We start from the raw sequence: 10,680 nt of genomic DNA, 5'->3' as shown, positions 1-10,680 counted from the left end.
CGCGCCGCAAATCCCTCGGATTTGCCTCGCTTTCAGGTGCGGAGCAGTTTTGAACGGACCGATTTTGTTTCCGTTCAAGGCAAAAGCGCAAGGCAATACTTGCTGTATTGCCGAGCATTTTAACGCGGAACGGGGCAAAATCTGCTGTTCAAAACCGTGTTGTCCTTACCGCCGATCAGTCTTGTTATACTTATTATTCCAGTCCGGCGAGCTTGTCGCTGATGTCGTCCGCGAGACCGGAAAGGTCGTCGCCGTCGACGTCCGCGGAGGTCGCGTAATCGTCGTCTACGTCGATATCCGGCAGGACGTGCTTCGCGCGCTTGATCTTCGGCTTCGTGAAGAAGCTGATGCGGTATTTGCGCTTGCCCTCCTCGTCGTCGGTCGTGCGCTTTATGCCGAGCAGCCACGCCTTGTAGCTGAAGTCGCCGTTTTCCTCCTGCTCATACTCGTAGGGGAAGAACATCGCGAGCAGTCCCGCGACGACGAAAAGCGCCTTGAGGATATTCTTGAAAGTCTTCATAATCGTTTCTCCTTCCGGATATTCAATCTCTCATAGGTATATTATACACCCGTCCGCGGCGATATGCAACAGTTATATGAGATTTTTCCAGAGCGGCGCGGAGTATTTGCCCGCCTCGGTGAACGCGGCGATGCGCGCGCGCAGCTTCGGCAGGTCCTCGCGGTAGGTCACGCCGCAGCAGCCCTCGGAGGTCGTCAGCACCTTCACGCGCGCTTTACCCTCTTTAAGCTGCCGCGAAACGAACTCCGGCAGGAAGTATTCCGCCTTGTCCAGACGGCCGGCGTTTTCCTCAAAGAAGCGCGGGAAACCCTCCGCGAGCTTGTCGATCGCGTCCGGGGTGAAGCCCCAGCAGTTCATCGACGCCACGGAGTCCTCCGGCAGCGCGGTCCAGCTTTCGCCGTCTTCGGTGTAGCAGACGTCGCCGCCGCGGCGCATTATCTTCGTACGCTCGGTCACGCCGCGCAGGAAGCCGTCTTCGCCGACTTCGCATATGCCGCGCGCGACGGTGCCGTTTTCGGAGAGCGTGTTCGCGACGCCGTAGCCGACCATGCAGTAATCGGAAACGCCGTCCGCTTCATGCGTCCGCGAAAGCTGCTCAAAAAGCAGCTTATACGCCTCGGCGCCGTAGTAGTCGTCCGCGTTTATCACGGCGAAGGGCTCGCTGACGACGCCCTTCAGCGACATCACCGCCTGCCCCGTGCCCCACGGCTTCTTGCGCTCCGGCGGTACCTTCACGCCCGCGGGGATATTATTCGGGTCCTGAATGCAGTAATCGCATCTTATCGAGGACGGGATGCGCGACGAAACGCGCTCCTTGAACTCCTCTTCTATCTTCTCGTTGATAATAAAAACCACTCTGCCGAAGCCGGCTTTTATCGCGTCGTGAACGGAGTATTCGAGGATTATCTCGTCGCCGACGCCAACCGGCTCGAGCTGCTTGAGTCCTCCGAACCTGCTGCCGAGCCCCGCCGCCATTACGACGAGCGCCGGACGTATCACGGTTTCGTTCATTTCGCCGCCTCCGTTTTCCTCGCGCCGGGCTTTCTGCCGGCGATCGGGATGATCTTATACTTGCAGCTGAAATCGCCGCCCGGCTTGAGCGAAAGCACTCCCCTGCGCTTTCTGAAAAGCGTGCCCTCGTCCTCGCACTTGCCGATGCCTATCCACGGCTCGATGCAGACGTAGGGCGCTTCGCCCGGGTAGCGCGTCCAGAACGCAAGGTAGTTGAAGCTGTCGTCCGCTTCGACGCGGACGCCGCTGCCGGAAACGCGGCTGCGCAGCGTGCAGGAGCGCAGGTTCTCGTATATCAGCGCGTCGTTTGAGAAAAGCTCTCGTGTGAGCTTTATCACGCCGTCCTCGTCGACTCTGCGGCGGCGCGAGAAGTCGATGAACATATCCTCCGTCGTCGCCGGCACAGTCGGGTCGGGGCATTCGCCCAGCTCGATCTCGTAGTCCTCGAAGCTCTCGTTTATGCGCAGCGGCACGTTGAAGCCGGGGTGTCCGCCGTAGGTGAACCACATCTTGCCGTCGCCGATGTTCTCGACGCGGGAGATGACGGTAAGCTCGCCGTTCTCGACGGTGTATGTCATCAGGAAGCGGAAGCTGTAGGGGTATATCTCGCGCGTTTCCGCGGTGTCTTCTATCTTCAGCGTTATGCTGTTTTCGCTCTGCGCCTGGACGGAGAACTCCATCCGCTTCGCGAAGCCGTGAGAAGCCATCGGGTAGTCCTTGCCGTCGATGCGGATGACTCCGTTGCGGCTGCGCGCGACGACCGGGAAAAGTATCGGCGCCTGCTCCTTCCAGTAGCGCTCGTCGCCCTGCCAGAGATACTCCACGCCGTTTTTCATTACGGAGCAGAGCTCCGCGCCCTGCCTCTTGACTCGAACGGTCAGCTTGCCGTCCGTTATCGTGTGCACGGTGCTTTCCTCGGGCACGTTTTTCATAAACAATCTCTTTTCCGCGGCGGTGAGCTCGCATTTCGAAATCAGGTCGGGGCGGCTCTTCGCGGTCAGCACGATGCTCTCCCTGCGGCGCCAGCGGTCGATCTCCTTCTGGTTGCCGGAAAGCAGCACCTCCGGCACGCGCATGCCCTCGTACTCCTCGGGGCGCGTATACTGCGGGTACTCGAGCAGTCCGTGCTCAAAGCTCTCCTCCATATAGCTTTCGGAGGTCTTCAGCGTGCCGTCGAGCAGGCGGGAAACGGCGTCGATAAGCACCGCCGCCGGAAGCTCGCCTCCGCTGAGTATGTAGTCGCCGACGGAGATCTCTTCGTCGACGATGGTATCGATGATGCGGCGGTCGATGCCTTCGTAGTGACCGCAGAGTATCGCGATGTCGCCGCCCTTCGACAGCTCGTGCGCCTTCTTCTGCGTGAAGGGCTTGCCGTGGGGCGACATATAGATCAGCTTCGGGCGCTTCTTCGCCTTCCTGCACACCTCGGTGAAGCAGTCGAAGACCGGCTGCGCCTGCATGATCATGCCGAGCCCGCCTCCGTAGGGGTAATCGTCGGTACGGCGGTGCTTATCCGCGGTGAAATCGCGGATATTGAAGGGCACTATGCTGATTATCTTTTTGCTCTGCGCTCTACCGATGATGCTGTCGTCGAGCGCGCCCGTCACGAGGTGCGGGAAAAGCGACATAACGTAAAACTTCATATGTCAAACAACCCCTCCAGCGGACGGATGAGCATCTCCCCGCCCGCGATATCGACCGAAACGATGACCTCGGGAATCGCCGGAAAAAGCAGCTCTCGCTCGCCCTTGATGACGTAGACGTCGCGGCCGCCGGTCTGCAGAACGTCCGAAAGCCCGCCGTAAACCTCGCCGGTGTCGGCGTCCTTCACGGTCAGGCCGATCAGATCGGCCACGAAAAAAACGCCTTCATCGAGCTGATAGGCGTCTTTTTTTATATACGCCGAAGTCCCGACAAGCGTCTGCGCCGTCGGGAGATCTACGTCCTTCAATTTTACGATGAGCTGATTCTTCTGCGGAAACGCCCTTTCGACGGCGTACGGCTTTTTTTCAACGCCTAACCAAAGGGTCTCCGAATCCGCCAGAAACTCCGGTCCGTCGCAGAAAACGTTGAGCTTCAGCTCCCCTTTTATTCCGCGGACGGCAACGAACCTGCCGGCCTCCAAAAACTCATTCATAACGATCTTCCCATCGTGGATATTACGATCCCGCCGGAAACGGCGGGCGCGCGGCAAGCGCGGTCAGCGCCGGAACGTCAGTCGACGATCTCGACGGAGACCTTCTTATCCTCGCGGGTCGCGGCGGCGCGGAGCAGCGTGCGGATGGCTTTCGCGATCCTGCCCTGCTTGCCGATGACGCGGCCCATATCGCCGTCCGCTACACGCAGATAAAAGACGATGGTGCCATCCTCGGCGACCTGCTCCTCGACCTTGACCTCGTCGGGTTTCTCAACGAGACTCTGAGCCAGAGCGATAAGCAAATCCTTCATTATCGTTACCTCCTGTGGAGTAATTGCAACTTTGGGAAAAGCTTAATTACTTGATGATACCGTTCTTCTTCAGAAGCGCCTTGACGGTATCGGTCGGCTGCGCGCCGTTCTTGAGCCACTTTTCGACCTTCTCTGCATCGACCTTGACGTCAGAGGGCTCGGTCAGCGGATTATAGTAACCGATCTCTTCGATGAAGCGGCCGTCTCTCGGATATCTGGAATCCGCGACGACGATTCTGTAGAAGGGCTGTTTCTTCGCGCCCATGCGGCGCAGTCTGATTTTTACTGCCATTGTTGTTTGCCTCCATATAGTTTTATTTTTATAAATTCCAGTCCGGCGGGATCTGCCCGCCTTTTCTGAACTTACCGAATTTACCCTTGCCTGTGAACTTTTTCATAAGGTCTTTCGTCTGCTCGTACTGCTTGATGAGCTTGTTCACCTGCTGGACGTTGGTGCCGGCGCCGTCGGCGATGCGCTTGCGGCGCGAAGCGTTGAGGATCGAGGGGTTGGTGCGCTCCGCGGGCGTCATAGAAAGGATGATCGCCTCCATGCGCGGGAACGCCTTCTCGTCGATGGAGTTCTCGTCTATGCCCTGCGTGCCGGGCAGCATGCCGATGAGCTTCTTTATCGAGCCCATCTTCTTGACCTGGCGGAACTGCATAAGCATATCGTTGAGGTCGAACTTGTTCTTCTCGAGCTTGGCAAGGAGCTCCTCGCCCTGCTTCTCGTCGAACTCCGCCTCCGCCTTCTCGATGAAGGAGAGCATATCGCCCATGCCGAGTATGCGTGACGCGGCGCGGTCGGGGTAGAACGGCTCGAGCTCGTCGATCTTCTCGCCGACGCCGGTGAACTTGATCGGCTTGCCGGTTATGTGACGGACGGCGAGCGCGGCGCCTCCGCGGGTATCGCCGTCGAGCTTCGTGAGGATGACGCCGTCGATCTCGAGCTTCTCGTTGAAGCTCTTGGCGACGTTGACCGCGTCCTGACCGGTCATCGCGTCGATGACGAGCAGGATCTCGTGCGGCTCCGTACGGCGCTTGATCTCCGCGAGCTCCTCCATCAGCGCCTCGTCGATGTGAAGACGGCCGGCGGTGTCGATGAGCACCAGGTCGTTGCCGTACTGCCTGGCGTGCTTCACGGCGTTCTCGGCGATGCGCGGCGGATCCTTTGAGCCGTCCTCGGAATAAACGGGCAGGCCGTTCTTTTCGCCGAGCACCTTCAGCTGATCGATCGCGGCGGGACGGTAAACGTCGCAGGCGACCATCAGCGGACGCTTGCCCTGCTTCTTGAAATGCATCGCGAGCTTCGCGCAGTGCGTGGTCTTACCGGAGCCCTGAAGGCCGGCAAGAAGCACGACCGTGGGCGGCTTGTTGGAGAAGTTTATCTTCGCCTCGCTCTCGCCCATCAGAGCGATAAGCTCGTCGCGGACGATCTTGATGACCATCTGCACGGGAGTCAAGCTCTCCATGACCGCGGCGCCCTTCGCCTTCGCGCTGACGGAGGCGATGAAGTCCTTGACGACGACGTAGCTGACGTCGGCCTCGAGGAGCGCGAGCTTGACCTCGCGCATAGCGGTGTTGATGTCGCTCTCGTTCAGCTTGCCCTTGGAGCCGAGCCGGCGGAAAACGCTGTTCAGTTTTTGGCTCAAGCTTTCAAACGCCATCGTTACACATCCCAGGAATTCATTCTGTCAGCGAGTCTGCGCACCTGTGAAGCAAGCGGCTCGCGGACCTGTTTCGCGAGCTCGCAGAGCTCGGCGGCTATCTCGGCTCGGCGGCGGCGCGCCGCCTCTTCTCTTTCCATCAGTTTCAGCTCCTCCTCCGACTTCTCGAGGGACGCCTCGCCGCGCTTGATAAGGTCGCGGACGCCCTGACGGGTGATGCCGAGATTCTCTGAAACTTCGGCGAGGGAAAGATCGTCGTAGTAATATTGAAACATACACGCGCGCTGCTTTTCCGGCAGGAGCCCGCCGTAGAAATCGAGCAGGCGCGAGAAATAAACCTTGCGCTCCATATCAACGCTCCCATATCCGCAACGCCGGACGCTTTGGCGATACCGGCGAAACGCCGCGCTTGTGTAAAGCAAAAACCTTTACAGTGAGATTATAACCCCTTCCCCGCCCTTTGTCAAGAGGTTTTTTAAATAAGGCAGAACAAACGCCCCCGACGGGGGCGTTTGCATATGGTATGGATGAGGGTTACCAGAATACTCCGTATCTCTCGGCGAGGTACTCAATGTATTCCCATGTGAGATTGCCCTTGCCGACCGCAACACCGAGCCACTTGCCGTTGAAGGCCTCGAAAGCGACGTCGTTGATCAATCCGCCGTAGTCTTCGACCGTGAGCAGGCCGTATTCGGCGATATCCGCAGCCATCTTCGCTTCGTCGTAAATCATTCTGTCCGCATCGACTTCAAAGATGTTGAACAGACCGCTGATGCCGCCGGGCATCGAAAGGATATCGTTGGTGTAATAGCAGAGGTGTCCGAAAGTTACGGGGCTGTATACCTTGACGGTGCGTGTCTCTGTCCAGACGCTCTCGAGCGTCACGACGTTCCAATCGCGGAACACGGCGGAGCCCCGCTTGACGAAGCGGTGGCCGATATAATCGGTCATGGTATCTTCTGAGATATAAACGTATTTGCCGAGATCAAGATCAAAGAATCCGTGCTCGGAAACGACGCCGACGTCCGTTCCGTCGGAGAAGCAGGTGTGGATGACCGTGTATTCGGCCTCCGGATCGGAGTCTATGAACATTATCGGAGCGACGTCGCTGCTGCCGGTTTCGAGGTTCCAGACGAGGAGCAGTTCTTCGCCGGTTAGCTCTTCAACGGGCTTTTGCGTGCCGTCGGCGAGAGTGATAAGCGTGCCTTCGGTGATACAGTTGCCGCCGCCGGAAGCGCTGCTGCTGCTGTTGATCGTAACGTCGCCTGCGGGCATCTTGAAATAATAAGTACCCGCGGCGGTAGAAGTCGTCGTAGTCGTACACGCCTCGTTGGAATAACGCGTCACGTCAGTAGTATTGCCCTGCTTGATAGTGAAGGTCAAGCTGTTGCTTTGAGTATAACTCAGCTCAACCTTGACGACGCTGTTGTACGCTACCGAGCCGTTGTTGTTGACGGTCGTGCCGTTGACGGTGACCGCCGTGGAGCTGTTCGACGTGGAGATAGTGACCTTATAACTATTTACCGTCCACTGCGCGTGGATGGTGATATTCGCGGTCGGCGTGTAGGACGCGCCGCCGTTGCCGATCTTCGTTCCGCCGGAGGTCTCGGTGTACCAGCCGTTGAAGGTATAGCCCGTGCGCGTGGGCGTCGGGAGCGTGACAGAGCCGTTATCGCCTGCGGAAGCCGAAGCGGGACTGACCGAGCCGTCGTTAGCGTCATAGGTTACGGTATACGCAGTCCACTGGGCGTAGAGCGTAGTGGGTTCGGTGGGCACGTAGGAAGTGCCGGCATTGCCGACCTTCGTTCCGCCGGAGGTCTCGGTGTACCAGCCGTTGAACGCATGACCCGCCCGGGTCGCCGTCGGTAGCGTGATAGGCGTTACGTTATCGTAAGTAGCCGAATTGGTACCGGCAGTGCCGCCGTTACCGTCAAAGGTTACAGGGATGTTATCCGACCACTGAGCGAAAAGCTCAATATTCGCGGTGGGGACGTAAGAATCGCCCGCCGCGCCGATCTTTGTGCCGCCCTCCGCGGCGGTAAACCAGCCCTCGAAGGTCTTTGCGCCGTTTGCTGCCGTGGCCAACGTTAACGCCGTGCCCTCGTATATAGCGCCGTAAACAGTATCGCCTGCGTACTCAATAGAATCAGCGGTGACCGTGCCGCCATTCGTCATATTATAGATAACATAATACTTCGGCGACCAGTGCGCGTAATAAGTAGTATCATCAGACGGCATAGTGAAGGACGCGCCGGCGTTACCGATTCTCGTTCCTTCGCCATCTTCCGCAGTGTACCAACCCTCGAGCCAATACATCGTAGAAGTTGACGTCGGCAACGTCTGATTTGTGCCGACACCTGCGGAAATCGGAGAAACCGCGCTGCCATTTCCGGCATTAAACGTTACGGTTACGTTCTTCACCCAGATTGCATAGAGCGTAGTGGTGCTGCTGAAGGTCATATTCGCTCCCGCGTTTCTCGCGGTTCCGGTGCCGTCCGCCTTCGTATTCCAGTTGAGGAAGGTGTAGCCATCGCGCGTCGGAGTCGGCAGCGTCGCGGGTGAAGTGCCGGTATACGCGGGCGAAACCGTACCGCCCTGCGCGTCGTACATCAGGAATCTATTCGTCGAAAGGTTGCTCAAACTGTAGTTCGTAGAATCCGTCGTCGATGTGAAACCACGCTTGCCGTAAGTTACCGCGACGCCGTTGCGACCGGTATAGGTATAAGAAGTTACGTTCCACGTCGCGGCGGTCGGGTTGTTATAATTAACGCTTCCGCACATATAGAACTTGTTATCATACTTTTTGAACTCAAGCGTACCGGAGTTGTACGGCGCGGCGCACTTGATGACCAACTTCGTCCCATCCGGGAAGTTGATCGTAAAGCCGGTCTTGTTATCGCTGTCGGCGACGACGGAGGCGATGCTATTGAGGAACGCCGCCTGATTGCTTCCGTCAAGGACGGTATAAGGATTTCCGTCGTCGTCGTAATCAGTAATGGTCATATAGTCAAATATAGGAGCGGCAGGCTTATAGTCAGGGTCCCCAAAACGTCCTGCCGTACCCCAAATCATAGCACCGTTGACCTGCGAAACGGCAATAACGGCGTTAGGCGCAACCTTTTTAACCGCAACGTTGACTTTTATCGTCTTTATATAATTAACGGTAGTCGAAGTTCCGAGAACCTCATCATAAACCGTGACGCCGTTATACTGATAAGATATCGTATACTCGCCCGCATCGTTGAAGGTTATGTTGTTATCCGTAACGGCAATGGAGGCGCCGGACAGTTTATTGACGCAGGTTATCGATGAAAGCGCTATCGGATCCGCTCCCTGATACTTTTTGAAGGTCTGGTAAGCGGAGGCGTTAATCGTCTTGCTGCCGCCTTGCAGGAACTGAATCTGCAGCACGCCGTAGGAATCCTTATAGCAGTGGTTATCACCGCCGGCGGCTACGTTATCGCCGGAGGGGACGGACCACGTGAATACAGGATCATACGGCTTCTGCGAAGAAGGAACATACTCAGGCTCGGTATAGCTCGTCTCAAGCATAGACGAATCGGTATTCACCATCGTGTAAACATATCCGCTTTGTCCTAAAAGCGAAGCCGTCATACCGGAGTAATTCCTTTTATCAAGACGGTTATCAATAATATCTCCGGCGCCAACGTTAGCCGTCAAAGATACAATGCCGGTGTTGACGTACTTTCTGCTGCCGGATGTAAACTGATAATTAGAATAAGTGCTGCCGAACATAGCGTTCTTTAACGTAGTAGCGTTTGGGTTGCTCATAGTCGTATTATCGGCTACAAAGTTATGCTGATCAAGGGTGCCGTTTATGGTAATAGTCGAGCCAGCGGAGCAGTCAAGACCGAATACAATACCCAAGCTGTTCTGCGTATTAACTGTTGTCACGTTCTCGACCGTCACGCTGCCGCTCTTAATCTCCATATTACACATCAAACCGCCGGAAAGGACGGTATCGGAAACGACTCCGTCACTCTTGATACGCAGCGGAGACGAGGCGCCGGTGATCCGACAGTTGCTGATATAGCTCGTTCCGCCTTCGCAAAGCACCGTCGAGCCGTAATAATCGTTATTGTAATTGCCTTGATACGTGGTGAAAGTCGGACCGATAATGATCGCGTTATCTATAGAGGAGTTAATAAGGCTAATGATACCGTGGCCCTTAGTGCTGATATTGCTGCCGGTGCAGTCTATCTCAAAGCCGTTGCCGTAAATGCTTTTAGCGTTAAGATAAAGAGCCGGATTCGTGCCGCTGCTCGCGCCGGCCTTGACGTTGCCGAGCAGAACGATATTCGCGCCGCTGCTCAGCGTCGCGTTCTCGACGAAGTTATTTCCGGTGACGACCTCGAGATTGAGGGTATAGGCCTCGCCGTCGCCCTCTTTTATGGTAACGCTAACCGGGCCCTCGCCGGTGAACTTGAGGGTCGACTGCGTCCAATCGGACGTGTTCTTTGTATAAACGCACTGCGCGTTACTGCCGGATTCGAGATTCGTGCCGACCGAGGCGCTGTAAACGCTCGCAGCGCCGGAGCCCAATGCCGATTCGACCTTGATCTTGACGTTGGCGGGATCTGGTACCGCACGCTGCTCAACAGCAAACAGCGAACCAAGCTTGACGGTGTTGCCGTTGCCGACGCGGTAGAGATAGGTATCGGTATGCGCGAGGTTGGCGGAATGAGTGAAGGTATTGTATGTAACGGGCCCCGGATTTGAAGCCGTTATCGTGTTTCCGGTTGACGTGACGGTCTTCTCAAAAAGCGCATACGCAGACGTCGCTATGAAAACAAGACAAAGAAACACCGCGATAAACGCCAACGCCACATGAAGCATCAACGTTTTCCCCGGCAGTTTTTTGCCTTCTTCAGGTACTTTATAAGTATTTATAAAGCGTTTTATCACACCGATTCTCCTTTTGCGTGCATAAACAAGCAGTTCGCCGCGCCGCGGGGCGTTACCCTCAACGGCACCGGCTCCGGAACGCGCGAAGGCGTTCGTGCGCTCCGGAGCCGG

Annotated in this window: 9 protein-coding genes; all 9 read right to left on the bottom strand. The window is 56.8% G+C overall.

The annotated features are described in order from the left end of the window. Positions 1-193 precede the first annotated feature (193 nt). Positions 194-520: a hypothetical protein gene (locus IJL83_01700; GenBank protein MBQ6552322.1), complete on the bottom strand. Its 327-nt coding sequence runs from the start codon at positions 518-520 to the stop codon at positions 194-196. 72 nt (positions 521-592) lie between these two features. Further along, on the bottom strand, positions 593-1,531 hold the full coding sequence (locus IJL83_01695; protein ID MBQ6552321.1) for an NTP transferase domain-containing protein: 939 nt from the start codon (positions 1,529-1,531) through the stop codon (positions 593-595). Beyond that, the gene (gene trmD, locus IJL83_01690) at positions 1,528-3,174 is read right to left on the bottom strand and encodes a tRNA (guanosine(37)-N1)-methyltransferase TrmD (GenBank protein MBQ6552320.1); all 1,647 of its coding nucleotides are present in this window, start codon (positions 3,172-3,174) and stop codon (positions 1,528-1,530) included. Before trmD ends, IJL83_01695 begins: the two co-directional genes overlap by 4 nt. Then, on the bottom strand, positions 3,171-3,668 hold the full coding sequence (gene rimM / locus IJL83_01685; protein MBQ6552319.1) for a 16S rRNA processing protein RimM: 498 nt from the start codon (positions 3,666-3,668) through the stop codon (positions 3,171-3,173). Before rimM ends, trmD begins: the two co-directional genes overlap by 4 nt. A 77-nt stretch (positions 3,669-3,745) precedes the next feature. Continuing rightward, the gene (locus tag IJL83_01680; GenBank protein MBQ6552318.1) at positions 3,746-3,979 is read right to left on the bottom strand and encodes a KH domain-containing protein; all 234 of its coding nucleotides are present in this window, start codon (positions 3,977-3,979) and stop codon (positions 3,746-3,748) included. Positions 3,980-4,025: 46 nt separating this feature from the next. Then, complete coding sequence (rpsP, locus tag IJL83_01675; GenBank protein ID MBQ6552317.1) at positions 4,026-4,271, bottom strand: 30S ribosomal protein S16; 246 nt, start codon at positions 4,269-4,271, stop codon at positions 4,026-4,028. A 28-nt stretch (positions 4,272-4,299) separates the two neighbouring features. Then, a complete protein-coding gene (gene ffh, locus IJL83_01670) occupies positions 4,300-5,643 on the bottom strand; it encodes a signal recognition particle protein (protein ID MBQ6552316.1) in 1,344 nt (447 codons plus the stop codon). Positions 5,644-5,645: 2 nt separating this feature from the next. Next, the gene (locus IJL83_01665; GenBank protein MBQ6552315.1) at positions 5,646-5,993 is read right to left on the bottom strand and encodes a hypothetical protein; all 348 of its coding nucleotides are present in this window, start codon (positions 5,991-5,993) and stop codon (positions 5,646-5,648) included. Between the two features lie 184 nt (positions 5,994-6,177). Continuing rightward, on the bottom strand, positions 6,178-10,500 hold the full coding sequence (locus IJL83_01660) for an InlB B-repeat-containing protein (protein MBQ6552314.1): 4,323 nt from the start codon (positions 10,498-10,500) through the stop codon (positions 6,178-6,180). Between the last annotated feature and the right edge of the window lie 180 nt (positions 10,501-10,680).

It is taken from the genome of Clostridia bacterium (genome assembly GCA_017438525.1).
Classification (GTDB): Bacteria; Bacillota; Clostridia; order Oscillospirales; family RGIG8002; genus RGIG8002.
Note: the sequence above shows the minus strand (reverse complement) of the source record. Positions and strands in the feature narration are given on the sequence as shown.